Consider the following 22,551-nt stretch of genomic DNA (forward strand, 5'->3'; position numbering starts at 1 on the left):
ATCTGGAATCCACACTGTTTCGGAATACCTCCCTACGCGTGCAACCAAAGAGATTGTGTGTTGGCCGCTCGGGCGAATATCAATTTCACGAATTTAATTTAATTCAATACCAAATTCTTGTACTACGTTCTACTTTCATCGAGTGAAGCTATTTACTGTTCGATTCCCTGTAGCCACGTATGGTTGGGCCGACCATTCACGAAATTCACTTCGACGGCGCGCCGGACGTCGGGAGCATACCCGGGCCGAAGACGAGAAGGATGCTGCAGAAACAGCGCGAGATAGACAGTGCTGCCGTCGCCTATCCGGAGAACATCCCCATCGCCTTCGAAGAGGCGAAAGGTGCAACCATCCGCGACGTCGATGGCAACACCTACCTCGACTTCTTCGCAGGCATCGGTGTCCTCAACGTCGGCCACTCGAACCCTTACGTGATGGAAGCGATGCACGAGCAAGCGGACAAACTGGTTCACACTGTGGATTTTCCCACCGAGGCCCGTCTCGAACTCATCGAGAAACTCGACGAGATAGCGCCAGGGAACCTCGCTGGCAACAGCAAGGTCGTCTTTGGCGGGCCGACAGGCAGTGACGCCATCGAGGCTGCCATCAAACTCGCCAAATACAACACCGACGGTAACGGGTTGGTCGCGTTCCGGAATGCCTACCACGGCGCGACGAGCGGCGCGATGAGCCTCACGGCCAACAAGAAATTCAAGGAAGCGTACACGCCGCTCCTCCCAGACGTCGTTCACGCCCCTTATCCATACCCCTTCCAGCAGCAGAAAGACCCCGAGGAAGCCGTCGAAGACGCGCTCGCAGAAGTTCGTGCGACCGTGTTGGAACCGTACGGTGGCCTTCCGAATCCGGCTGGTATCTTCGTCGAACCCATCCAGGGCGAGGGTGGTATCGTCGTCCCGCCACAGGGATTCTTCTCCGGCCTTCGTGATATCGCCGACGAAGCAGAGATTCCGCTCGTCGTCGACGAGATCCAGGCGGGTCTCGGTCGCACCGGCGAGTGGTGGGGAAGCAACCACTTTGACGTCACGCCCGACGTCGTCACCACGGCCAAAGCGCTCGGCGGTATCGGTCTCCCGCTCTCGGCGACCATCTACCACGAGGACCTCGACACGTGGGGGTCGGGAGACCACGCGGGGACGTACCGCGGACACGTCCCCGCGATGACGGCAGGCCTCCGTTCTATCGAGTACATCGAGTCTCACGATCTGCTCGCCCACGCCTGCGAACTGGGCGAGTACATCCAGCGTCGACTCAGCGAGGTCGGCACTGCCAATTCGCATCTCGCCGACGTGCGCGGGGAAGGTCTCTTTGTCGGCGCTGAGTTCGTCGACGACGACGGTAACGTCCAGAACGCAGGCGACATCGTAAAAGGCGTCCAACGGCGGTGTTACGAGAACGGCGTTCTCGTCTGGAAAGCCGGCCAGTACGGGAACGTCTTGCGTCTCCTGCCGCCGCTCGTCCTCACCGAAACACAGGCCGAGGTTGGCATGGACATCGTCGTCGACGCTATCGAGGCAGAGACCAACGAACGCGCGTCAGTCGCCTGATTTCGGACACAGGACGCCGTTCGTTATCAGACGTCGAGTCGTGTCTCGCCGGGGTGAGGCGTACCGAATCCAGCCACGAGGAAACGGAGTATCGCCGAGTCGATCGGCCGCCGGTCAGTCACTCCTCGAGGGACGGGGTGGTCTCGGGCGGCTCCCGCGGGTCGGCTTTCTGCTCGAATGCGTATGCCAACGTCAGCAGCGTCGTTTCATCGTACGGTTTTCCGAGGAGTTCGACTCCGACGGGAAGGCCGTCGTCCGTCAATCCCGCCGGGACAGAGATGGCACAGAGACCCGACTGTGAGGCGATGACCGTGTTCGTCGGAAACGTCAACGTATCGAGTTCGCCGCCTTCGATGGCTTCCGCGGTCGGTGGGAGGACTTGTGCGTCGGGACAAAGGAGTACGTCGAGATCGTGTTCGGCGTAGACGCTCAGAACGTCGCGCTGGAACGCCGATTGTGCCGCGACACTTTTCCAGTAGTCGGGGGCGTCCTCCGGGTCGTCAGGGCCCTCTTCTGCGATACCGACAAATAGATCGAGTAGCTCGTGATACTGACCCGCGTCATATAGCTCGTCGACGGAATCGACCGGTGCGCCCTGGCGAGACGCTAAAAAGTCGGTCAGATCCCGCTTGGACTGCAGGATGTATAGCGACGTCGCATCGAGGTGCTCCTCCAGATGGTGGATGCTGACCGGATCGACGATTTCGGCTCCAGCCGCGGCCATCGTCTCGACCGCCGCGTCGACCAGTCGCGTTACTGGTTCGCTTTCCGGGTCGTCTTCGGAACCGAAAGCATCCCGCAGGACGCCGATTCGAGCCCCGTCGAGTGCATCTTCGTCGAGATTTTCGACGTACGTTCCAGCGTCGTCTGTGAGCTCCGTCGCCGTCGTGTACTCGTCCTCGGGGTCGTATCCGACTGCAACGTCGAGAACCGTCGCGAGTTCTTTCGCCGATCGTGCCATCGGACCGGGCGTGTCCTGTGACGCCACGAGTGGTGACATGCCCGCCCGACTGATGAGTCCGGGAGTCACCCGGATACCGAAGAGGTTGTTGTACGCGGCAGGGAGTCGAATCGACCCACCGGTGTCCTCGCCGATACCGACCGTCCCGAAGTTCGCCGCGACTGCCGCTCCAGTTCCACTCGACGAACCACCGGGGTCGCGGTCGGGTGCGTATGGGTTCTTCGTCCGGCCGTTCACAGACGAGTAGCCGAACCACGAGGTCGCCCAATCCGGCAGGTTCGTCTTCGCCAAAACGACGGCACCCGCATCTCGAAGACGTTCGACGAGCGTCGCATCCTGTTCCGGTTGGTAGTTCTCGAAGGCTTCCGAACCGAACGTCGTCGTGATATCGGCCGTCTCGACCTGGTCTTTCACGACGAACGGGATACCGTGCAGTGGGCCAACGAACCCACCGTCCTCGAACGCCTCGTCGAGTTCGTCCGCACGCTCCGTGGCGTTGGGATTGACGGTGATTATCGCGTTGATCTCAGGTCCATTCTCGTCGTACGCCTCGATACGGTCGAGGTATGCCTCGACGAGTTCTCGACACGTGAGTTCGCCGGTTTGGTAGGCCTCATGAACGTCGTCGACCGTCGCTTCCAGTAGGTTGAACATGGTTGCCACTCGGTTTCTCGGTTCGCTCTCCAGTGTGATAGCTATACTCGGTGAACTACCCCACCCTACTCGGTCGTGGTTTTCGCCGTTCGCTCCTTGAAGACGGGGGTTCCTGCTTCCACGACGGACTGTGTTGGTGAGCGGACGCGAATCCCGCCTGCCCTAACGGCCGGGATTCCCTCGCTGCTCGACGATGGATTCCGATTCACTTCCCATTCGAGATGTCTCCGTCATCGTATCCTGCATACTCGAAGAATCGTCGTTCGATGAGATTCTCGGTGATCTTGATGAGGTCTTCTTCGTTGTCGCCATTGCAAGCGTCCGCGTAGAGACCCATCGGAATCTTCGCCGCCGCCATATCGTCGTGTCCGCCCGCCTCGCCGAGATCACCGAACACGTCTTCGAGGATCGTTCCGAGATCGACACGCGAATCGGTCGAGCGCGCGCTGACCTCGATTTCGCCCTCGTTGATGCCGAATACGAGGACGGTTTCGACACCCTCCAGGTTCAACAGGTAATCTGCCGCCTGTGGGAGTGCATCGCGTTCGGTGGTTCGACCGACGTTTGCGACGAGATACGCCGACTGTACCGTCCGAGTCTGCACTGCCGTGCCGATGGCGTCGAGCGTTATCTCTGAAAGCGGTGGATTGTCCATCTTCCGCAGGAGGTCTGTATCCACGGATGAATGCAGATAGTGCCCTGCGAGATACTCCTTCTCGGTCACATTGCGGATGAAGTCGAGAGTTTCTCGACGAATCGCGAACAACATGGCAGTCGCGAGGTCGGTGTCGAGGTTGACACCGAGCGTGTAGAGGTATTCGACGAGGATGGTGGTCGTACTGCTGGCTTCCTCTCGTTTCGTGACGAAATCCGCGTCGGGTTCTTCCCCTGGATGGTGGTCGATGACGATGTCGACGTTCGCGTCCGAGGGTAAGCCGTTGTTCTCTCCTGGAATCGAACTGTCGACGAGAGCGATGGTGTCGCAGTCGTCCAAGTTGACTTCGTCGAACGTTTTTAGGTCGATGTCGAGGCTGTTTACGAATACGCGGTTCTGCTGGTGAGAGACATCGCCACTGTACACCAACGTGACGTCGTCCACGTCTGCGTCGTTCGCGAACCGTTCGAGCGCGAGGGCACTCGCCAAGCAATCCGGGTCGGGGTTGTCGTGACAGACGATGGCGAGTCTGGATGTTTCGGAGAGACAGGCCAGTAGCGCCTCCACCTCGGTCGAGGCGTCTAGTTTCGTTTCTTCGAGTAACGTGCCTTCTGGTGCGGTTTGGGACATGATGGATGAGATTCCTGCTGGTCCAGTATCTGAACTGAGGAAAAGTGTTTGTTTGAAACATGCACAGGAGGTCGAACCATATAATCGTTGTTGCCAAGAGGTCAAAATCGAATCATCACGGTACCAACGATCTGCGATGTCGGACACTCTCTATCCACGGTGAACTGGCACAGACGACGGGATTCTAGCGCCTGCAACCTTGCACGACTCCTCGAATCTCTCTCGCCGAGGATTTCATCGATACTATTCGATATAGATCCACGTATCTCACGAAATATAATGTAGTATTCTGGCCACATGATTTTATTATTTACTCTTCTTGGTTGCAAAAGTGCAACAGAAAGAGCATTCGTGGTACCAAGATGGTACCATCTACTCGGTGGATCTGAAGGCGTTCCAGGACATGGACGGGGACGGCATCGGTGATTTCGAAGGTCTCACCGAGCGCCTCGACTACTTCTCCAGACTGGGAGTAAACTGCATCTGGCTGTTGCCGTTCTATCCGTCTCCTGGTCGTGACAACGGCTACGACGTGATGGATTACTACGGGGTGGATCCTCGACTCGGAACCCTCGGTGACTTCGTGGAGTTCGTGCATGAGGCAGAGTCACGTGGTATTAGGGTGGTCGTCGACTTCGTGGTGAACCACACGTCCGACCAGCACCCGTGGTTTCAGGCAGCCCGAGAGGACTCCGACTCGAAGTACCGGGATTACTACCTCTGGGCGGACGAAAAGCCCGATCTCCATCCCGACCGCGGGCCTATCTTCCCAGGAGAGGAAGATCACGTCTGGTCGTACGACGAGCAGGCGGACGCGTACTACTACCATCGGTTCTACAACTTCCAGCCCGATCTGAACGTCGCCAACCCCGCAGTGCGCGAGGAAGTCAAGAAGATACTCGGGTTCTGGCTGGAACTTGGTGTCGCTGGCTTCCGCATCGATGCCGCAGGGTTGCTCACACAGACGAAGGGTATGGAAGAGGGACATCTGGACGACCCTCACGGCTTCCTGCGGGAGATGCGCGAGTTCGTTTCCAAGCGGCGCAGTGACGCCGTCCTCCTCGCGGAGGCCGATAGACCTCCCGCCGAGTTAGGGGAGTACTTCGGCGACAGCGACGAGATGCATCTCCTGCTGAACTTCCAACTCAATGCACACCTGGTGCTCGCACTGGCTCGCGGCGAGTCCGCCCCACTGTCTTCGGTGCTCGAAAAACTCCCAGACCCGCCCGACGGTGCTGGATGGGCGAACTTCCTGCGGAACCTGGACGAACTCAATATCGGGGCGCTCACGGAGGCAGAGCAGGTGGACGTGTACGAGGCGTGCGGCCCCGACGAGGACATGCGTATCTACGATCGAGGCATCCGTCGTCGACTCGCTCCCATCCTCGATGGCGACCGCGACCGAATCGAACTCGCTTACAGTCTGCTGTTCTCGTTGCCAGGAACTCCCATCGTCGTCTACGGCGACGAGATCGGGATGGGCGAGGATCTGGATCAACCCGGTCGCTTTGCGGTTCGAACGCCGATGCAGTGGTCCGACGAACAGAACGCCGGTTTTTCGACCGCCGACCCCGACGACCTCGTTCGCCCACTCGTCTCGGACGAGGAATTCGGTCCCGAAGCAGTGAACGTTGCCGACCAGCGAGCCGACCCGGACTCCATGCTCAATTGGACGAGTCGCCTCATTCGAACCCACGACGAGTTCCCCGAACTTGCTCGAGGGGACTGCACCCTCCTCGACACGAACCATCCCGCTATGTTCGCCCACGCGAGTTCGCTCGATGGCGATACCTTAGTCGCGGTTCACAATCTCGGTGACGAGACGGCGACAGACACTTTGTCACTGAACGCCGATCCGATACCAGTCTTCGGTGACGCCCGGTTCGGGGTCGATGGTGACGACCTGCACGTCTCGCTATCTCCGTATGGCTACTGTTGGTTCCGGCCATAGTGGGTGGTCTGAAATCTGACATCTAGCGCGATTGCGACGATTCGCATGGTGCATCGCTCGCCGAGGTAAGGATCACTCCTCCCTGGTTCAGGCAGCTCGACTAGCCTGTCACTCACTGTGAGTCACCACATTCGTTTCACATTCAGGCGGCGTATAACAATGTATGGAACGGCCATGGGTAGAAACGGAGCGTCGTACCGAAGCACCCACCATGTGCGCGACGCTCCAACCCGAATCAACCGCTGCGTCGCTGTGCGTTCACCACACTCACTGCGATCATCGGGGCTCGGCTTCCTTGACCTGGACGGTACGCATCGAAAATGGTCATCGAAGCCGGAGTATCCCTCTCGACTCCTCACTGGTCTCGATTCCTCCCTGGTATCCCTCGACTCGGTACAGAGATGAACGACCCAGTGGAACTGTCGGTCCTCGACCGATCGCCGATTTTGTCTGCAATATCTGAACGGTCGGGTATCGTTCTGGCTAGCCACGGATGAATGACGCTATCCTGCCGTAGAAGAATGACGAACGTCGCGAATAACTGGTTATTATAGCATTGCACCATATACACACTACTTTTGTGGGCTCGGATCGTAGTGTTATCTCGATAGGCGATTCGATGCACCAGTATATGCAACAGGACATAGAGTGTGAGCGACTCCTGGAGTGTCTGCACGGGCTGAAGAGCCTCGATGTGGAGTGTTTCCTCTTGCTGACCGAAACCAGGGAAGGGTTGACGGTCGACGAGATCGCAGAGCACGTCCAGCGAGAACGCACGACTGCGTATCGTTCGGTCCAACGACTCTTGGAGCACGGACTGATCGAAAAAGAGCAGGTGAACTACGAACAAGGAAGTTACTACTACCTCTATAAGCCGAAGGAGACAACCGAAATCGCAGGAGAGATGCAACGAATGCTCAACGATTGGTACGCGAAGATGGATGAACTGATCGGGGAGTTTCGCGTGAGTTATGACGCAGACGATAGCGAAGAGAGACTTTGAGCGCCGACTATCTCGACAGATCGACTCACTGGCTCATTTTTCGTGCGTACGAGCACCACGGTACTATTGTGTAGTATTGTGAGTATAATACAAAACTCTTATACCCTCCCGCTTCATAGGATTGGTCGATGACAGAAACTGAAGTGGTTCCGACCGAGCCTCAGTACGTCGAAAGTGTCGACGATTTCCAGCAGAAGATCGACGAGAACGAGATTGTCTTCGTCGACTTCTACGCCGACTGGTGTGGCCCCTGCAATATGCTCGAACCCATCGTGGAGGATCTCGCCGCCGAGACCCCCGCGTCTGTGCTGAAGGTCGACGTCGACCAGCATCAGAAACTCGCCGGACAGTTCCAGGTTCGTGGTGTCCCCACGACTGTTCTGTTCGTGGACGGTGACGTGGCGGAAACCATGGTGGGCGTCCGCGGGAAAGAACAGTACGTCGATCTTATCGACCGCGTCGCAAACTGACGAACGAATCTCCGTTCTCTTCACATAGCGATCGATGTGAGACGGAGTACTGCAGTATTGCGCTATCGCCATTAAACCAAACAGATACCACCCAACGACAAACCGACGATGACCGAAACGATACGCTCGAACACGCCCGACGATGGATCCGTGCCGACAAAGCCCACCCGACTGAACACCATGGCCGATTACGACGAACTCCGTTCGGAGCACGACCTCGTGCTTCTCGAGTTCTTCACGTCGAACTGTGGAATCTGCGCTTCGATGGAGCCAGTCCTCGGCACGGCCGCTCGCGTCGCACCGGGCGTGGTGGCGATGGTGAACGCCGGACTCGTCCCGGAGCTCTCAGCCGAGTTCGGTATTCGGAGCGTCCCGACGCTCGTCGTCCTGAAGGAAGGCGAGGAAGTCGCTCGCCTCGACGACGGTTTCCAGAGTGCTGAGACGCTCGTCGACCTCCTCGAAACGCACGCAACGCAGTAAACCGGCTTTCAGCAGATCCAACAAATGAGTACTATAGAAACAGATACGGACGTTCACGATATCGTCATCGCAGGCGCAGGAATCGCAGGTCAAACGGCTGCCATCTACGCAGCCCGAGCGAATCGGAGCCCCATCGTCCTTATGGGGGACGAACCCGGTGGGCAACTCACGCTAACCACCGATGTGGAGAACTTCCCTGGCTTCCCGGATGGTGTGGGTGGCTTCGAGCTCGTCGACCAGATCAAAGAGCAAGCCGCGCAGTTCGGAACGACGTTCCGATCCGGGAGCATCATCGACGCAGACCTCGATGAGCGTCCGTTCGAGTTGACGCTCTCGGACGGCGAAACGTTACGAACGATGTCCCTCGTGGTCGCGACGGGCGCGAGTGCCCGTTGGGTCGATGCCAAGAACGAAAACGAACTCATGGGTCACGGGCTCTCGACCTGTGCGACCTGTGACGGTGCATTTCATCGAGGCGACGAAGTGTTGATCGTTGGCGGTGGCGACTCGGCGATGGAAGAGGCTATCTTCCTCACGAAGTTCGCCGAAAAGGTCTTCGTCGCCCACCGCCGCGACGAACTGCGCGCATCGGAGATCATGACCCAGCGTGCCATGGAGAACGACGACATCGAGTTCCTCTGGAACACAGAATTACTCGAACTCCAGGGTACTCCGGAGACCGGTGTCACAGGTACTCGGCTCGTTCGCCACCCGGAGGGCTACCCGAAAGATCGGTACGAGGACAACGATTCCACGGTCGAGGAGTTCGAGCTGGACGTCGGTGGCGTCTTTTACGCCATCGGCCATACACCGAACACTGGCTTCCTCGAAGAGACACGACTCGAACTCGACGAATACGGCTACCTCCAGACCGAGTCCGGTCGAACCACGGAAACGGCGGTCGAAGGTGTCTTCGCCGCCGGGGACGTGACCGACGACCACTACCAGCAAGCGGTCACTGCAGCAGGTCTTGGAGCGATGGCCGCCATCGACGCCGACGAGTGGCTCGACGAAGTGGCTCCCGAAATCCTCACCACAACCGAAGCCGTCCCAGCCGACGACTGATCACGTCTCTCTTGAAGAAACATGCAAGCGTGAACTCTCGTCGGGGAATCCTCGCCCTTCAGGGCGGGGAGGATGTCGATGATCTGTATTCCGTGAGTGAGGAGGGTGTGGTGGCTGTCACTCCGAGTTCTTCTTCGATCGGTAGTATTCCCATGCCTCGTCGGGGATTTTCAACACGACTCCACAGTGGGGGCACGTTGCGGTCTGTGCATCGGGCGCTTCGAATAGCTCCCGACATTCCACACACCTCCACTCGACACGCTCGTCGTCTGTCATCCTGTGTACCCCTACTTCCTCACGAGTCGTATGGTTGGCGTGTGAATAGTTACCAATCATCGCTTGAAAACTCTCCAATTGCCCAAACAGCTATCATCTATCATCACGATTTATAACGCCTCATGTCCGGGGACGAGTCGGAGTCCGAACCAGTCGAAAACGACCATCTCACGACCGAAGCGATAGAAGGTGTGTGGGGATTCCCGCTGTTCAAGGCCCTGTTCGGGAGACGGGCGCGGCGATTCGCTTTCGGTGCCGAGATTCCGGACGGGCCGTTGCAATATTCGTCTGAGAAGGATCCTTTCCCGCTGAATGAGGTGGAACAGTCGATACTCGTGGCCTCCGCCGTTGGCATTTCTGGTTGGCATTTTGGAGTCCCGTATACGGTGACCGAATCCGGTCTCTGTACCTATTCACCTCGGTTTACCGGTCGACCGACTCCCACTGCCGCCGGAATCGGCACCGTGGAACTGTTCTACACGGACGACGACGGCGTCTACTTCGTGAGTACCCGTGACTCCGAGTCCGCCTCACTTGGGAAGGGGAACACGTACGAGGACGTGGAGTCGTTTCTCACGATCAAGCGCAACTACACCACCAAACTTCAGGAGAAACGACTCTCGATTCCGAGGGAGACCCCACACATGAGTCCACACAATCGCTGGAATGCCAACGTGGAAGGTTCTACGGTGTTCTTTCCGGTGGCTGACGTGGCACAACAGTTCCTCGGGTTCTTGAGTCCATGGGCACAGTTGGGAATGGCACTCTACGATGATCGAGCGACTCGGTTCGCTGGCGAACTGGAGCCGTATTTCGAGTCTGGGTTATTAGACCGGGACAAGCCTATCCCACTCACATACCTCGATCGGTACGTCTTCTCGACCACTGCGACCGAACTCGGGATAATGGGCCACAACATGGTGCTTGCCCTTCAGGCGATGGGATTAGGTGGCTGGTTGTTCACCGGGATGAATCCGCTGACCATCATGGGCGCGTACAAGGAAGACGGCATCACCGGTCTCGACTTCCAGTTCCAACAGCGAGATGACTGGACTGTTCCGAATCCCGTTGGATTAGACGGACACTACGAAGGATTCTGTCCGCCATACTATCCGGACATGCATGCTGCCGTCGAAGCATTCGTCGAGAAGAAATTCGGAGAGCGCGGTGCCTACGATCCTGCATCTCCGGGGCCGTATTCCAGCGAGGTCAAAGCGACAGCGGACGAATATTCGGACGAACTGGTAGCGGCGATCGGGGAGATGGCACAGTATGTTCTCGATACATACGGGAAGTTCCCAGCCACGGTTCCCACGATCTTCATGCGACCGTTAGTGCAGGCCCACCATCTCGATACGGACTACTACGATACGCGATTGGGCCCAGAGAGCTACTTAGAGACGCACAGCACTCACATGGATCGGTGGCATCCCACGAACGAAAGCTAGTCAGCCTGTTCGTACCCTTCGACCGAGTTGCGAACCCGCAGATATACACCACATTTCTCACCGCATCCGTCGATCGATACCCGTTTGTCACACCGTCGGCTCCTGGCCAGCGTCGACGACCCGGCCAAAGAACAGGACGGCGTCGGTCGGCCGGTCGCGAATGCAGAAGATGAACGGTCGGTCGAACGTCAGGTCGAAGGACCGGGACGGCATCGATTCCACCATGACGACTGCTGTCGATGCTGCCGCCTCGGTACCTTCTTCGTCGACGCTCACGAACGCCTTGTGGTACACTTCGTCGATGTGAAGGTTGCCACCGTCGCCGTCGACCATCCCGCTGAAGTTAGCGCCAGTTCCGAAGGCGACGGGCATGCCGAGTTCCGCCAGCACCTCCGAGAGCTGAACTTCTGTTTCGAACTCGAAGCGGGGCAGTCGGAGATCTCCGCTCGCATCACCGAGTTCCTCGAAGAGTCCAAACAATTGGTCGGCATCGAGGGAACGCTCGAACTCCGTGAATTCACCCTTCTCAGGGAGGATCAGTACCATCGATACCTTCTCGCCGATGTATGGGAGTTCGATCACTTCTGCATCGCTGGTGGATGCATAGTTCGTCCGAAGGTTCTGGGACATCAGTGGGACGGTCGATTCGGTGCCGTCCAGTGCGGTGAACGTCCTGTCTTCGGTGTCCGCAGGATCGAACTTGAACTGCCAGGTCGCCATGAAGTAGATCGCGTTGGTGAGCACCAGAACCGTTGAGGGATCGATCGAACCCGGCGGGAGCAACTTCTCGATGCGGTCATTAGTCGCATTGGCGACCCACTCGTTGATTCGTTGGCGCTCGCCATCGGGGTCGTTGGCGAAATCGGCGTGCTGGAGCCCGGCACCGTAGTGATCTTCCACCAGAGAGAGATAGTTCTCGGCGAAGGGGTAATCTGCTTTGCCCCACAACGCGTTTGCGACCGCGAGCTGGAAGGCATCGACCTCCCCGCCGTCAATCGGATCTTTGGTGGTCTTGCGAGTATCGAGTGCAGTCTGGACGTCGGCAAATACCGGATGGACATCCTCCCCGAGCGTATAGTGCAGCGTCTCACGCATCTGCGTCTCTGTCCCTCCCTGCGCACCAGCGTAGGTCATCGCTAGCGCAGTCGAGATGCTGTACGGTGAAAGAAACTGGTTACCCCCCGTTTCAGTCGCGAGGTGGTTGTAAAGGTCGAGTGCGAATGCGGCGTTACCGGCAGCCAGCGCAGCCAATCGATCGTCGTCGACGTTCGGCTCGCCGGTCACTGGTTCCTCTATCGGTGATGTTGTCGGCGATTTCGATGGATCGTCAGTGGAGGGGTCTGTGGTGGTGTCCGCCGGCTTCTGGCTCCCACCCATACAACCAGCGATGGCTGAGGCGACGAGTGCACCCGAAAGTGCCAGCAAATTGCGCCGGTTCATACTGTACTCATGTAGCCAACAGAACAAAAATTCGAGCATAGCAACAGTCGTTGTTTGAGTATCTCTAGATGACTATATCCAGACCTTCTGGAAGAGGAGAACATCTTCGTCTTCGGCCTGATCCCGCGATAGATGGCTTCCGAGGTGTTATTCTCTTCTTTAGTTTTTCACCAGACAAATGAGAAGGCAGATTGATGACTACCTATCTGGAAAATCGGCCGGTATCCGATTCAGGCACCCTCCTCTTCTTCTACGGAGATGATCGGACAGTTGACCGCCGCGTCGGCGGCACGAATGTTCCCGAGAAGTGTATTGATGGGGCCATCTGCTCCGCTGGCGAGGTCTCCCGCCAGAACCAAATCGATTATTTCCTCGTGGTCAGTCAGCCGACGACGACGCCCGCCATCGATTGCTTCATCGGTCCACACGATTGGATGGACGTCCCACAGGGGACTATAGAAGAGCGAACAATCGGTCGGGTCTCGCGGGGCGTGGCACACTTGCTCAGATCGGGTGATATTAAGCGGGTCACCCTCGCCCGCGACCGCTGACCGGAGTCCTTGACGTTCTGCGTTGTCGTCGCCCATCGGCCCGTTCACGATCGGGAATATCGGCTCGCGGACGGAGCTCTCGAGGTCACGATCACCCGCTGCTGGTGCCGCTCTCAGGTTCTGGGCAAAGGTACCCCCCTCGAGGGCTGCCACATCGGCCGGGTATGCATCAGTGGTCAGATAGAGGACGACGCGTTCCTCATAGAACCCCTCGACGAGTCGAAGAGTCACAGTCATCGATTCTTTGTCGATCTCGACGAGACCATCGTGCATGCCCGTGGAATTCTCGACGTGCGGTGCGTTTAAGACGACGTCCTGATTCGGTGTCGTCACGAAGGGACTGTACGATTCGTCGCCCACTGACCCAGGCTGGGTGTTCTCGACATCGAGCGGGAACATATCCGGTCCCGGTGCGACTGTACGTTCTTGTGAGAAATCGACGGTCCCCTCGAAGCGTACCCGGGAATTACGGGGGTTGAACTGACTGCTTTCCCCCGTTCTCACCTCTTGGACTGCCGCTGTCCCGAGCGCGTTTTTGAGTTTCGGCGCCCAGTTGAGGCCTAAGCCGAGTGCCTGTTCGATCCGCGAAGACTCCGTAAGCACATAGTATACCTCCTCATTATCGGGCCCACGGCCACGATAGACAGGAAGCGTGACTGTCTTATTCTCGGCATCGATTTCGATGGCACTTGGGAGTTCTGCTGGAATCCCATCTTGATTCTGGGAGGAGGTCTCGGTCGCTATGGCCCGAGTGCTCCCCGACATGCTGAGGGAAGCGAGTCCGACTCCTAGTGCTCCAAGAAACCTCCGGCGATTCGTTCCCGTGAAGCTCTGTTTTCGTTGGTTCGATTGTGTCACTGTTGTACTCCAAGCCAATCAGCTATCCGGGGAGTCTCCACCCCGAACATCTATCGACTCAAGTGAGGGGCCGCTAACTATGGTAATAGGCATTTTTCAATATCTTACTTGAAAGTCTTTAGAATCTCACCAGACTCTAGCTCAACTCATTCCCAAATCGTCGACTGCCCCTCATTAGCCGGCAGGTTTTTTGAAGTGTTCCTGGGTGGCAGACACAGTCTCTTGTGTTTGGTGCCATCTTTGATTCTCCCATATTCTATCATCCGAAAATGACAAAAACCGCATGAATTTGGTCGATTTCGGCATCGAAGTCGTCGCACTTAGTCGATGGGATGCACCGTCTCGACAAGGATGTCGAACAACCATGCACTCTCCGTCGAGCATACGTATTGTTTCGAGATGGTAATACAGGTGCGAACGAGAGGGGACGCACTTCGTAGCGGTCTAACCAGCGGGGACGACCAAGGAGTGTACGGCGTGCGGTGTCTCGTCGGAGAAAACGTTGTGGGTTCGCGAACACTCCTGCCCGTCGTAAGAGTTCACCACCGACAGGGATTGAATGCGGCGTAGAACATTCTTTCTCGCGGTCTCGAAGATGTGGGAGTGGGACACCCCGAATCAACGCCTATGGAGACTGCGCTCCCTCCGGGAACCACCACAGTTCCTGCAAAGCGCGTCGTGGAAGCAGGAAGCCCTTCCCTCAAGGAACGACCCCCGTCAGCGGCGAGTAAGTGGGGTAGGGTAGTTCACTGGAGTCACTCCCGTGGCACAGCGATATTCTGAAGCTTCCCGTCACATCCGGGGCAGGCCGCTCGATATGAAGCCGCCGTCATCCTCTCCCTGCAGTCCCGGCATTCGTAATACCTAGAATGGGAAGATGTATTCTTTGACATTGATGTATACTATGGTTCGCCAATTAGTAAAGGTTTGTGAGTACAAATGGGTTGAATCTGACTCAATTAGTGACTGTTTCGTATATTTCTATCGGGATTTTGGCTGCTATCATCTCTTCACGTCAGGAAGTTATTTGGATTCTAGAATCAGTCACCCGTGCGGACGGGGTGACGTACAGACTTCGCAACCGAATTTTCCTTCACTTACCGAGCGCGACGACATCTGAACTCGGGAATACAGAATTGCTTCAGTCAGCTGGCAGAACAGGTCGATGATGAAGGGCAAAGACGACCGAGTCGAGACAGATGGTCACCAATCGACAATGTGTCTGGCGTCGTTCGTCGCGTTCGTGCTCGCGAACTGGACGTTCCTCGCAACGAACCCGTTCGAGGGTGGTTCGATGTTTCGATTCTCGACTCACACGACAGGAATCGTGTTTTCCGTCAGGTGGGGAAAGCCAACTGAATTGTTGGTACGAGCGGTTCGGGAGAGAACGGCGGCGGTCATCGATTCGGAGCACACCGATCAGGACGGAGATTATCATCCGGAGTTATCCAGGGAAAATATCTCCAACACGTCCGAGAACGAAAATCCTGGATTCGTCCTACCTGCCGCGGCGTATAACTCTTTGTCGAGAGCCTCCGCACCCAGTCCGTGTCGTGGCGTCGGAAGCGGCGGCATCTGCTCCCACTCGTCGGTCGTCGGGTCGTAGGCTTCGACATTCTCGAACGTTCCGTCGGGCCCCTCGCCACCGACAGCGAAGACGCGTCCATTCAGGCTCGTCCCTGCGAGACCACCACGGGCTGTCGGCATCGAACTCGCTGTCGTCCATTCGTCGCTAGCTGCATCGTACACCTCGGTCGCACCGAGTACGTTCGAGAAGCTCGTCCGCCCTCCGACGGCGTAGAGATTTCCGCTGACCGTCCCGGATGCGAGGTGGTTTCTGGCTGTCGGCATCGGCGTCCGCTCGTTCCACTCGTCGGTGTCGGGATCGTAGACAGTCACTGTCCTCAGCGACTCGTCACGCTGACCTCCTACGGAGTAGATCTTCCCGTCGATGACTTCGGCTGTAAGTGCACCACCCGGGGCCGGGAGCGGTGCGCGTCTGTCCCACTGATTGCCGTCGTACCGCCAGACTGTGTCCACGGGGTCGAACCTTCGGCTGCGGAAGCCACCGACGACGTAAATGTTTCCATCGAGCGCCACCGCCGCAGTGTGGTGTCGGGTTCTGGCAACGGAGCGACGGTGCGCCACGTTCCGCTCGCTGGGTCGAGGGCGACAACCTCGGCGGTGACAGCATCAGGGGTGAATCCTCCGACCACGTATAGTTCTGTGTCGAGCGTGGTTGCGGCGACCTCGGTACGCTCGTTGGGCATCGATGGCCCGGTTCGCCACGTTCCGCTTGCTTGCTTCGCTGCACCGACGCCACCGACGACCATCGCACCTACCATGCCGCCGCCGACAGTCTGGAGCATGGATCGCCTGGAAAGCGTAGATGGCGGGATATCTCGATCTGCCATGGTGTACTCTACGACCTTCACAAGTAGATATAGCGGCCAAATCGTTCACGAAGTAACTCTACGTTTCCAGTGTGGTTTCGATCGCGAGGGCCCAACGACTACAGACAGCTAGTGAAACCTCGTTCTCATCACCGTCGGAACAAACTCCGAAGACGATCGACCAGTCCTCCTTCGACAGCGAAGACCGCATCCATCTCCCCATCGGTGAGTTCGAAGTCGAAGACGTCGAGATTCTCCCGCAAATGCTCGCCACGGGAAGCTTTGGGGATCGCGATGACGTTCGTCTGCTGAAGCAGCCACCGTAATGCGACCTGTGCGCCGGTTTTGCCGTACCGCTCGCCGATCCTGACGAGTGTCTCGTCGTCTGCGACCCGGCCCTTTGCCAGCGGTGTATACGCCGTGAGAGTCACGTCCTGCTCGATACAGAACTCGAGTAGATCGTCCTGGCGATGATACGGATTGTACTTCACCTGATTCGTGACGATCGGCGTTTCAGACGTGTCGATCGCGGCCTGCATCTGGTCGGTCGAGAAATTGCTGACGCCGATGTGGTGTACGAGCCCCTGTTCTTGCAATTCGTTCATCGCTTCGATGGTCTCCGCGATGGGAATGCGGCTACTCGGCGCGTGGATCAACAGGAGGTCGACATACGTCGTGTCGAGCCGGTCGAGACTTGCATCAACCGATGACAACACCTTCTCGGAGGATAAGTTCCCGCGGTTGAGCTTCGTCGTCACGAAGACGTCCGAACGGTCGACGTCAGAAGCGGCGATTCCCTCGCCGACAGCGTCTTCGTTGTCGTACATCTGCGCGGTGTCAACGTGTCGGTAGTCCAATTTCAACGCCTGCTCGACAGCCTGACGGCATTCTCTGCCTGTCATCGGCGCGGTTCCGAGGCCGAGAGACGGGATGGTTGCGTCGTCGACGGTCACGGATTCTGTCATCGGTGGCATACTGCATGCACGGCGTGCAGCTACACGGGCGTTGGGGGCGACAACACACGACCCATATCGGTTCGGTGAAGTGGGTATCGTTACTTCGGCTTCTGCATTTGGTTGGTCAAAAACTCGTCATCCAGCCCGCCTGAAGACGTACACTGTACTTCTCCTCTCCCCGTCCGGGTCTTTATGCCGAGGTGCACTGACGGCGATGGTTCCATCATCGATGGCAACTGTAGAACCGAAGGCATCGAAATAGCCGAGGCCAACGGGGTGGAGTAGTTGCTGTGTCCACTCGCCATCGTGTCGCTCGTACACGGACGCTAACCCAGATGCCCAACTGCCGCCACTGCGTGCCCCGATGACGACCGTGCCGTCGTCGATTCCGACCGCATTGTATCCTCCAAATCTGTCACCATAGTCGCTGTATCTGTTTCGAAGCTTCGTTTGTTCCCAACCGGTCCCTGTTTGTTCGAATACGTACGCAGAACCCGAATGACTCGTGTCGCCGAACAAGCCGTACGGTTCTTCGTCGTATGCGCCGACGACAATGGTCTCGTCGTCCACGCCGACCGAGAGACCGAATCCGTCATCTGTATAGCCGTCTCTCAGAGCGTCTCCCCGTTCGGTCAATTTGGTTTCTTTCCATGTGGAATCGATTTGTTCGAAGATATACACTGCACCATATCCCCTATCGTTCGTATGTCGTTAATCTTGATCGCTAACGACGATTCTATCACTATCGATATCCACGGCCCGTCCGTATGATCGACTCCAGTTGGAGTCGGATGGAACTAATTTGGTACGTTCCCAGCCGTCACAGACTCGTTCGAAGATGTACGCCGAACCAGGGTTACCGACGACGATTCGGTCATCGTCCATGGCGACCGAGATCCCGAATGAATTCCAGGAATTGTCATTCTCGATGGCTAATCTGGTCTGCTCCCATTCATCACCTGCTCGCTGGAAAACGTATACAGTACCTGTGCGGCTTGGGTCGTTAGTCGATGTACTAGAGACGATGGTATCACCGTCGACCGCGATGGAATACCCCAGTTGTTCGTCGGGATCAGCGTCGGCAGCGATGACTTTTGTCTGGTTCCAGTCACCATCGTCGTATTCGAAAACGTACAGCGCGCCAGCCTCGGAATCCATCTCATATGCACCGACGACGACGGTTGTGCAGTCGACTTCGACCGTACTTGTGAGTTGATCGTTCCCGGTAAGATCGTTTGTGTTCAATTCTCCAATCTGTTCCCATCCCGCTGGTTCTTCGATACTGGAGACGGCTGATTTCGCCGGATCACTCGTCGAGCGCGAAGTACGTGCTTGTCCAGTCCGAACACCGAGTGCCGTACTACCGAAACCCAGTACTCCTGCTTTCAGTATCGTTCGACGAGCGACCGACTGCTGCGTGGCTCTCCCTGATTGGTGTTGCCCACCACGTTTGTCTCGGGGATTAGTATCGTCCGTCATCATCCTGGAGATTACAGATTCAATAGCCTTAAATTGGATTTATATAAACCATACACTGAAGAATTATATCAGATTACAACGCCAACAGGTTACTATCGGAACGCCGTCCACCGCGTATGCCACGTCGTTCACGGGAGCAGTACTGTGGTTAGTCCGCTGGCTTCGGGCTCCCATGTGGAGAGACCCCTGGAAGCGAGGGGAGGTCGAGATCGATCCGGCGGAGGAACTGTGCGTTGATCGCGACGATGACCGTACTCAGCGACATCAGGAGTGCGCCGACCGCTGGCGACAGGAGGATACCGACCGGTGCAAGCACGCCTGCCGCCAGCGGGATTGCGACCACGTTGTAGCCCGCCGCCCAGACCAGATTCTGTTTCATCTTCCGGTAGCTCGCGCGACTGAGTGTGATAAGTCGAACTACGTCAAGTGGGTTGTTTTGCACGAGGATGATATCTGCCGACTGTACTGCAACGTCCGTCCCACTCCCAATCGCGATTCCGATATCCGCCCGTGTGAGCGCCGGAGCGTCGTTGACCCCATCACCGACCATCGCAACGAACTTCTCCTGTGCCTGCAGTTCAGCAACCTTTCTGTCCTTGTCTTCAGGCAACACTTCGGCGAAGACGGTGTCGATACCAAGTTCACTCGCGACGGCGGTTGCAACGTCTTCACTGTCACCAGTCAACATCGCCACCTCGATTCCGAGTTCGTGGAGCGCATCGACGACGCGATAGCTCGACTCCCGAATGACATCGGCGAGAGCGAACGCGGCGATCACCTCGTCATCACGCACGAGATACACGACTGTTTGTGCATTGTCCCCGGCACGCTCGGCGAAGTCGGTGAGTCGGGTTGGCACATCACTTTCGAACTGCGAGAGGAGGTTCGGCCCGCCGACGTACACCGTTTCGCCATCCACGGTCGCCCGAACGCCGCGACCTTTGAGCGCCTCGAAACCGGACGCCGGTCGGACTGAAACACCGCGTTCATCAGCTTCCTCTCGGATGGCCTCCGCGATCATGTGCTCGGAGTCACCCTCGACGGCGGCAGCGAGTGCGACCGCTTTTTCCTCGGTGACTCCGTCGATAGTGACGACGTTGACGACACCCTGTTCGCCCTCCGTAAGCGTTCCCGTCTTGTCGAAGACTACCGTATCGATATTGCGGGCCTGCTCCATGGCGATCCGGTCTCTCACGAGCATCCCATTGCGTGCCGCGAGTGACGTATTGATGGCGACGACGAGGGGAATGGCAAGTCCGAGCGCGTGTGGACACGAAATGACGAGCACGGTCACCGCGCGTTCGATGACTGCCGCGCCGAACGATGTAGCAACCGTCCACGCGACGGCGGTCACTGCAGCTGACGCCACTGCAACGTAGAACAGCCATCCTGCGGCACGGTCGGCGAGCACCTGGGTTCGAGATTGACTCTGCTGCGCTTCTTCGACGAGGCGCATGATGCCAGCAAGCGCCGTTTCGTCACCGGTGGCAGTGACGCGGACGCGAAGGCTCCCATCGCCGTTGACGGTGCCGCCGATGACTTCGTCTCCCGGCTCTTTCGAGACCGCACGGGATTCGCCCGTAATCATCGCCTCGTTCACGTCGGAATCCCCTTCCTCGACCACGCCATCTGCAGGTACGTTCGCTCCAGGGCGTACGAGGACGCGATCTCCTTCCGTGAGGTCGCTTACCGGTACCTCCTCGGTCTCACCGTCGGTGGTGATACGCTCAGCGGTATCGGGAATCAACCGCGCGAGTTCGTCGAGCGCACTGGACGCCCGGCGAACACTTCGCATCTCGATCCAATGACCGAGGAGCATGATGTCGATAAGCGTCACAAGTTCCCAGAAGAACGCCGCCGTCGTCGGGACAACCACGCTCGCCAGGCTGTAGACGAACGCGACGGTGATTGCCATCGAGATAAGCGTCATCATCCCCGGTGCACGCTCTCGGAGTTCAGGGACTGCCATTCGGAGGAACGGCACGCCACCGTACCCGAAGACGATCACCGCGAACACCGGGCTAATCCATTCGCTGCCGGGGAACGATGGCACCGAGAAGCCGAGCCACTCCTGGAGTGTTTCGCTGTAGAGAAGAACCGGTATCGACAGCAGTGTCGAGATGAAAAACCGTCGTCGGAACATCTCCTCGTGCCCCTCGTGCATCCCTCCGTGGTCGCCGTGTCCGTTTCCATCGTGGTTTTCGTGATGGTCGAAATGGCGTTCGACCTCTCGCTCGGCGTCGTTAGCACCAGCTTCCTCTTCGAGGAGTGACTGTTCGCTTTGTGAATCTGCTTGCTCGTCAGTGGGTCTCGCTTCTTGGCTTTCGTCACTCACGCCATGGTGATCATGTCCGCTGTGGTCGTCGGTCGAGTGATGGTGGTCGTCCATGGCATCAATATGTGCTGTACGTTCCCAAGTGTGATGGTTGTTCTGCGTTCACTCTCAAGGACACTCGGCTTTCGACGACAGCTCCCGTATGCAAAAAAGACGCCTGACTCAGTGTGAGACAGTCATGCGCTGCCGACGTTACGCCGAGATCATGTCCCGACAGGATTCTGCACACTCGCTGAGGACATCGGCACAGACCTGACAGTGCTCGGCATCGTGGCGCTCACACTCTTCAGCGCACTCTTCGCACGCACCCGCGCAGGCCTCGGCGAGTTGCGGACTGTAGTTGGAGTCACGAGCCATGAAGCGGGCGTGCAGGGACGCGATGTCCGCAACGTCCCGGCAGAGGCGGGCACACTCCTCCATCTCTTCGTCGCCAAGACACTCGTCGGCGCACCACTCACACACTTCAGCGGTTTCGTTGCAGATCTCGATACACTCTCGCTCTTCCTCGCTCAGATGGTCGATCTTGGAAATGGTTTCGGCAAGGGACATTGCAAATCAGTCTACGAGAGGCTCGTTTTCCTGGGTTGTGGCTGGGATTGTAATGGACGATAGCTTACGGTTTCCCTATCTCCACAGAAGTGCCCTCGATACTGGATTTACTCGAATCAGTCGCTAAGCGGCGACATCCAGGAAACACGAGGATTTTCGCTAAAGCGGTGCTTTCGCTCCTTGTCTCTCATCAAGTAGATTGCTCGGGGAGAGGTTGACAAACCAAAATCTGGGGTAGAATATCCGTCTGGTTCGTTAATACTTATAATTGAATTATCATTTGGTTTTTACAGGGTGCTTTGGGTACGTGGTAGTGCAGATTGCCATTGTTGGGTAATCTGCTGGAACAAATCAGTTTTGAAAATAAGGCAGAAGTGATATCTATAGCGAACAAAATAGGAAAATTCACTATAAGACCGACGTTGGAAAGGCACAATCGGATTAAATCTGGCCCGCTAGAGATATAGTATGGCTACCACAGATACAGAGGACGGTCTTCTTCGCACCGTACTCATCGTTCTCGCTGTCATCGTTCTGGTTCCGATGCTCATGATGTTCACCATGCCCATCATGGGGATGATGGGCTGGTGGGGCGGTGGCATGTTCGGAGGCGGGTTCTCACCGCTATGGGGAATCGGTATGATGCTCGTCTGGCTGATCGTGTTCGTGGGCATCGGCTACTTCCTCTACCGCGGCCTCGTTGGAGGAGGCGACAGAGGGCGCATTACCGATCCAGCACTCGAAGAACTTCGGCTGGCATACGCTCGTGGTGAACTCTCAGAGCAAGAGTACGAAGAGCGCCGCGAGCGACTTGAACTCGGGGAATAGGTTC

At 57.4% G+C, this 22,551-nt stretch carries 20 protein-coding genes and 2 pseudogenes; 9 read left to right on the plus strand and 13 right to left on the minus strand.

The features are described from left to right. Positions 1-179: 179 nt before the first annotated feature. Positions 180-1,565: an aspartate aminotransferase family protein gene (locus tag ACR3FE_RS14565; RefSeq protein ID WP_458207884.1), complete on the plus strand. Its 1,386-nt coding sequence runs from the start codon at positions 180-182 to the stop codon at positions 1,563-1,565. 118 nt (positions 1,566-1,683) lie between these two features. Here ACR3FE_RS14565 and ACR3FE_RS14570 read toward each other — a convergent pair whose 3' ends face one another. Together ACR3FE_RS14570 and ACR3FE_RS14575 are read right to left on the minus strand one after the other, a co-directional pair. Further along, the gene (locus ACR3FE_RS14570; RefSeq protein WP_458207885.1) at positions 1,684-3,180 is read right to left on the minus strand and encodes an amidase; all 1,497 of its coding nucleotides are present in this window, start codon (positions 3,178-3,180) and stop codon (positions 1,684-1,686) included. A gap of 205 nt (positions 3,181-3,385) precedes the next feature. Further along, on the minus strand, positions 3,386-4,465 hold the full coding sequence (locus tag ACR3FE_RS14575; RefSeq protein ID WP_458207886.1) for a DHH family phosphoesterase: 1,080 nt from the start codon (positions 4,463-4,465) through the stop codon (positions 3,386-3,388). A gap of 331 nt (positions 4,466-4,796) precedes the next feature. Between ACR3FE_RS14575 and ACR3FE_RS14580 the strand changes: the two genes are divergently transcribed. The 5 genes from ACR3FE_RS14580 (at position 4,797) to ACR3FE_RS14600 (ending at position 9,434) form a co-directional block, all read left to right on the plus strand. Then, positions 4,797-6,416, plus strand: coding sequence for an alpha-amylase family protein (locus tag ACR3FE_RS14580; protein ID WP_458207887.1), 1,620 nt, complete (start codon positions 4,797-4,799; stop codon positions 6,414-6,416). A 607-nt stretch (positions 6,417-7,023) separates the two neighbouring features. Next, the gene (locus ACR3FE_RS14585; RefSeq protein ID WP_458208183.1) at positions 7,024-7,419 is read left to right on the plus strand and encodes a helix-turn-helix domain-containing protein; all 396 of its coding nucleotides are present in this window, start codon (positions 7,024-7,026) and stop codon (positions 7,417-7,419) included. Positions 7,420-7,547: 128 nt separating this feature from the next. Next, positions 7,548-7,889 carry a thioredoxin gene (trxA, locus tag ACR3FE_RS14590; protein ID WP_458207888.1) on the plus strand — a complete coding sequence of 114 codons (342 nt, stop codon included), beginning with the start codon at positions 7,548-7,550 and terminating at the stop codon, positions 7,887-7,889. A 108-nt stretch (positions 7,890-7,997) separates the two neighbouring features. After that, positions 7,998-8,369, plus strand: coding sequence for a thioredoxin family protein (locus ACR3FE_RS14595; protein ID WP_458207889.1), 372 nt, complete (start codon positions 7,998-8,000; stop codon positions 8,367-8,369). A 24-nt stretch (positions 8,370-8,393) separates the two neighbouring features. Beyond that, entirely contained in the window at positions 8,394-9,434 is a 1,041-nt protein-coding gene (locus tag ACR3FE_RS14600; protein ID WP_458207890.1) for an NAD(P)/FAD-dependent oxidoreductase, read from the plus strand. 117 nt (positions 9,435-9,551) lie between these two features. Here ACR3FE_RS14600 and ACR3FE_RS14605 read toward each other — a convergent pair whose 3' ends face one another. Continuing rightward, positions 9,552-9,710: a hypothetical protein gene (locus ACR3FE_RS14605; RefSeq protein ID WP_458207891.1), complete on the minus strand. Its 159-nt coding sequence runs from the start codon at positions 9,708-9,710 to the stop codon at positions 9,552-9,554. Positions 9,711-9,832: 122 nt separating this feature from the next. Between ACR3FE_RS14605 and ACR3FE_RS14610 the strand changes: the two genes are divergently transcribed. Further along, entirely contained in the window at positions 9,833-11,158 is a 1,326-nt protein-coding gene (locus tag ACR3FE_RS14610) for a hypothetical protein (protein WP_458207892.1), read from the plus strand. 87 nt (positions 11,159-11,245) lie between these two features. Here the strand turns inward: ACR3FE_RS14610 and ACR3FE_RS14615 are convergent, their stop codons facing one another. Both ACR3FE_RS14615 and ACR3FE_RS14620 read right to left on the minus strand, forming a co-directional pair. Then, positions 11,246-12,598 carry a serpin family protein gene (locus tag ACR3FE_RS14615; protein WP_458207893.1) on the minus strand — a complete coding sequence of 451 codons (1,353 nt, stop codon included), beginning with the start codon at positions 12,596-12,598 and terminating at the stop codon, positions 11,246-11,248. A 230-nt stretch (positions 12,599-12,828) separates the two neighbouring features. Beyond that, positions 12,829-13,752, minus strand: a complete 924-nt coding sequence (locus ACR3FE_RS14620) for a hypothetical protein (RefSeq protein ID WP_458207894.1) — start codon at positions 13,750-13,752, stop codon at positions 12,829-12,831. A gap of 661 nt (positions 13,753-14,413) precedes the next feature. Between ACR3FE_RS14620 and ACR3FE_RS14625 the strand changes: the two are divergent. Next, positions 14,414-14,790, plus strand: a pseudogene (locus ACR3FE_RS14625) (zinc ribbon domain-containing protein); the annotation flags it as partial. On the opposite strand, the gene ACR3FE_RS14630 reads toward ACR3FE_RS14625, so the two are convergent. From ACR3FE_RS14630 to ACR3FE_RS14665, 8 genes and pseudogenes are all read right to left on the minus strand, one after another. Beyond that, positions 14,763-14,900 carry a rubrerythrin-like domain-containing protein gene (locus ACR3FE_RS14630; protein WP_458207895.1) on the minus strand — a complete coding sequence of 46 codons (138 nt, stop codon included), beginning with the start codon at positions 14,898-14,900 and terminating at the stop codon, positions 14,763-14,765. The pseudogene ACR3FE_RS14625 and the gene ACR3FE_RS14630 overlap by 28 nt on opposite strands. Positions 14,901-15,441: 541 nt before the next feature. Next, a complete protein-coding gene (locus tag ACR3FE_RS14635) occupies positions 15,442-16,155 on the minus strand; it encodes a Kelch repeat-containing protein (RefSeq protein ID WP_458207896.1) in 714 nt (237 codons plus the stop codon). Continuing rightward, positions 16,143-16,421 (minus strand): annotated as a pseudogene (locus ACR3FE_RS14640) (hypothetical protein); the annotation flags it as partial. The pseudogene ACR3FE_RS14640 and the gene ACR3FE_RS14635, both read right to left, overlap by 13 nt. A gap of 128 nt (positions 16,422-16,549) precedes the next feature. Then, entirely contained in the window at positions 16,550-17,374 is an 825-nt protein-coding gene (locus ACR3FE_RS14645; protein ID WP_458207897.1) for an aldo/keto reductase, read from the minus strand. 117 nt (positions 17,375-17,491) lie between these two features. Next, positions 17,492-17,992, minus strand: coding sequence for an FG-GAP repeat protein (locus ACR3FE_RS14650; RefSeq protein WP_458207898.1), 501 nt, complete (start codon positions 17,990-17,992; stop codon positions 17,492-17,494). Between the two features lie 75 nt (positions 17,993-18,067). Continuing rightward, positions 18,068-18,835: an FG-GAP repeat protein gene (locus tag ACR3FE_RS14655; protein WP_458207899.1), complete on the minus strand. Its 768-nt coding sequence runs from the start codon at positions 18,833-18,835 to the stop codon at positions 18,068-18,070. A 148-nt stretch (positions 18,836-18,983) separates the two neighbouring features. Beyond that, on the minus strand, positions 18,984-21,224 hold the full coding sequence (locus tag ACR3FE_RS14660) for a copper-translocating P-type ATPase (RefSeq protein WP_458207900.1): 2,241 nt from the start codon (positions 21,222-21,224) through the stop codon (positions 18,984-18,986). 138 nt (positions 21,225-21,362) lie between these two features. Beyond that, positions 21,363-21,719, minus strand: coding sequence for a four-helix bundle copper-binding protein (locus ACR3FE_RS14665; RefSeq protein ID WP_458207901.1), 357 nt, complete (start codon positions 21,717-21,719; stop codon positions 21,363-21,365). A 468-nt stretch (positions 21,720-22,187) separates the two neighbouring features. Here ACR3FE_RS14665 and ACR3FE_RS14670 point away from each other — a divergent pair, with 468 nt between their 5' ends. Continuing rightward, positions 22,188-22,547 (plus strand): SHOCT domain-containing protein, encoded by a 360-nt coding sequence (locus tag ACR3FE_RS14670; protein ID WP_458207902.1) that lies wholly within the window; start codon positions 22,188-22,190, stop codon positions 22,545-22,547. Positions 22,548-22,551 lie beyond the last annotated feature (4 nt).

The sequence above is a fragment of the Haladaptatus rarus genome, assembly GCF_054177585.1.

What these genes read in the sequence shown, in the direction of transcription:
- ACR3FE_RS14565 (WP_458207884.1), top strand. Translation starts at nt 180, where the DNA reads ATGGTTGGGCCGACCATTCACGAAATTCACTTCGACGGCGCGCCGGAC.
- ACR3FE_RS14570 (WP_458207885.1), bottom strand. Translation starts at nt 3,180, where the DNA reads ATGTTCAACCTACTGGAAGCGACGGTCGACGACGTTCATGAGGCCTAC.
- ACR3FE_RS14575 (WP_458207886.1), bottom strand. Translation starts at nt 4,465, where the DNA reads ATGTCCCAAACCGCACCAGAAGGCACGTTACTCGAAGAAACGAAACTA.
- trxA (WP_458207888.1), top strand. Translation starts at nt 7,548, where the DNA reads ATGACAGAAACTGAAGTGGTTCCGACCGAGCCTCAGTACGTCGAAAGT.
- ACR3FE_RS14595 (WP_458207889.1), top strand. Translation starts at nt 7,998, where the DNA reads ATGACCGAAACGATACGCTCGAACACGCCCGACGATGGATCCGTGCCG.
- ACR3FE_RS14600 (WP_458207890.1), top strand. Translation starts at nt 8,394, where the DNA reads ATGAGTACTATAGAAACAGATACGGACGTTCACGATATCGTCATCGCA.
- ACR3FE_RS14605 (WP_458207891.1), bottom strand. Translation starts at nt 9,710, where the DNA reads ATGACAGACGACGAGCGTGTCGAGTGGAGGTGTGTGGAATGTCGGGAG.
- ACR3FE_RS14610 (WP_458207892.1), top strand. Translation starts at nt 9,833, where the DNA reads ATGTCCGGGGACGAGTCGGAGTCCGAACCAGTCGAAAACGACCATCTC.
- ACR3FE_RS14615 (WP_458207893.1), bottom strand. Translation starts at nt 12,598, where the DNA reads ATGAACCGGCGCAATTTGCTGGCACTTTCGGGTGCACTCGTCGCCTCA.
- ACR3FE_RS14630 (WP_458207895.1), bottom strand. Translation starts at nt 14,900, where the DNA reads ATGTCAAAGAATACATCTTCCCATTCTAGGTATTACGAATGCCGGGAC.
- ACR3FE_RS14645 (WP_458207897.1), bottom strand. Translation starts at nt 17,374, where the DNA reads ATGCCACCGATGACAGAATCCGTGACCGTCGACGACGCAACCATCCCG.
- ACR3FE_RS14655 (WP_458207899.1), bottom strand. Translation starts at nt 18,835, where the DNA reads ATGACGGACGATACTAATCCCCGAGACAAACGTGGTGGGCAACACCAA.
- ACR3FE_RS14660 (WP_458207900.1), bottom strand. Translation starts at nt 21,224, where the DNA reads ATGGACGACCACCATCACTCGACCGACGACCACAGCGGACATGATCAC.
- ACR3FE_RS14665 (WP_458207901.1), bottom strand. Translation starts at nt 21,719, where the DNA reads ATGTCCCTTGCCGAAACCATTTCCAAGATCGACCATCTGAGCGAGGAA.
- ACR3FE_RS14670 (WP_458207902.1), top strand. Translation starts at nt 22,188, where the DNA reads ATGGCTACCACAGATACAGAGGACGGTCTTCTTCGCACCGTACTCATC.